1 protein-coding gene and 1 pseudogene are annotated in these 857 nt (G+C 41.7%); both read left to right on the top strand.

Features of this window, described 5'->3' with window-relative positions; translation table 11 throughout:
• A pseudogene (locus ABHN01_RS25695) lies at positions 1-460 on the top strand (sugar phosphorylase); the annotation flags it as partial.
• Positions 461-857 (top strand): extracellular solute-binding protein (locus ABHN01_RS25700; protein WP_429877899.1); only part of this gene is annotated, 397 nt, incomplete at its 3' end.

Consider the following 857-nt stretch of genomic DNA (forward strand, 5'->3'; position numbering starts at 1 on the left):
TCTTCCAGGAGTGCCTGCCGTTTATATTCAAAGCATGCTAGGTTCCAGAAATGATTATGATGGAGTGTCAAAAACCGGAATGAATCGGTCCATTAACCGGCAAAAGTACAGCTTGGATGGGATCGAAAAGGAATTAGCAGACACAGATTCATTACGTTACCATGTCTTTTCCGAACTCACGAACCTCATCCAAATCAGAAAAGCTGAAGCACTTTTCAACCCGGACGTCCCTATGGAAGTAGTAGATCTAGGTGACAAAGTGTTCGCAGTCAAAAGAGTCTTAAACGAAAAGGATGAATTGTTAGTTATTCATAATCTAGCGAATGAAAACAACGTTTGTGATATCACTGGAAGGTATCTGAACCTTATTACCGGGGAAGAAGCAGAATATGCAGGGAACAGTAAGCTGGATCCCTACCAATTCCTTTGGCTAAAGCCCATACACCAGGAGGAGAACTAAATGAAGTTTAAAAGTTTTAGTTTAGGTTTGATCTTGTTATTAGCATTGAGCACCATATTGACAGCGTGCGGCAGCACTAATGGCAGCAGAAACGGAAAAACGACAATTGAGTTCATGCATTCATCCGTCGAACAGGACCGTCTGGCTGTGATCAAAAAGCTGGTTGCTAAGTTTGAAAAAGAAAATCCCAATATTGAAGTCAAACAAGTTCCGGTTGAAGAAGACAGCTACAACACCAAAATAGTTACGCTTGCAAATTCCGGGAAGCTTCCGGCAGTTCTGGAAGTCGGTCAGGACTATGCAAAAGTAATGGATAAAGACGAGCTTATCGACCGTAACTCCGTGAAAAAAGTCCTTCATAAAACCGGAGAAGGTGATTTTTATGAAGGTGCTTTAA

The sequence above is a fragment of the Fictibacillus sp. NRS-1165 genome (assembly GCF_050468105.1).
Taxonomy (GTDB): Bacteria; Bacillota; Bacilli; order Bacillales; family Fictibacillaceae; genus Fictibacillus_C; species Fictibacillus_C terrinigri.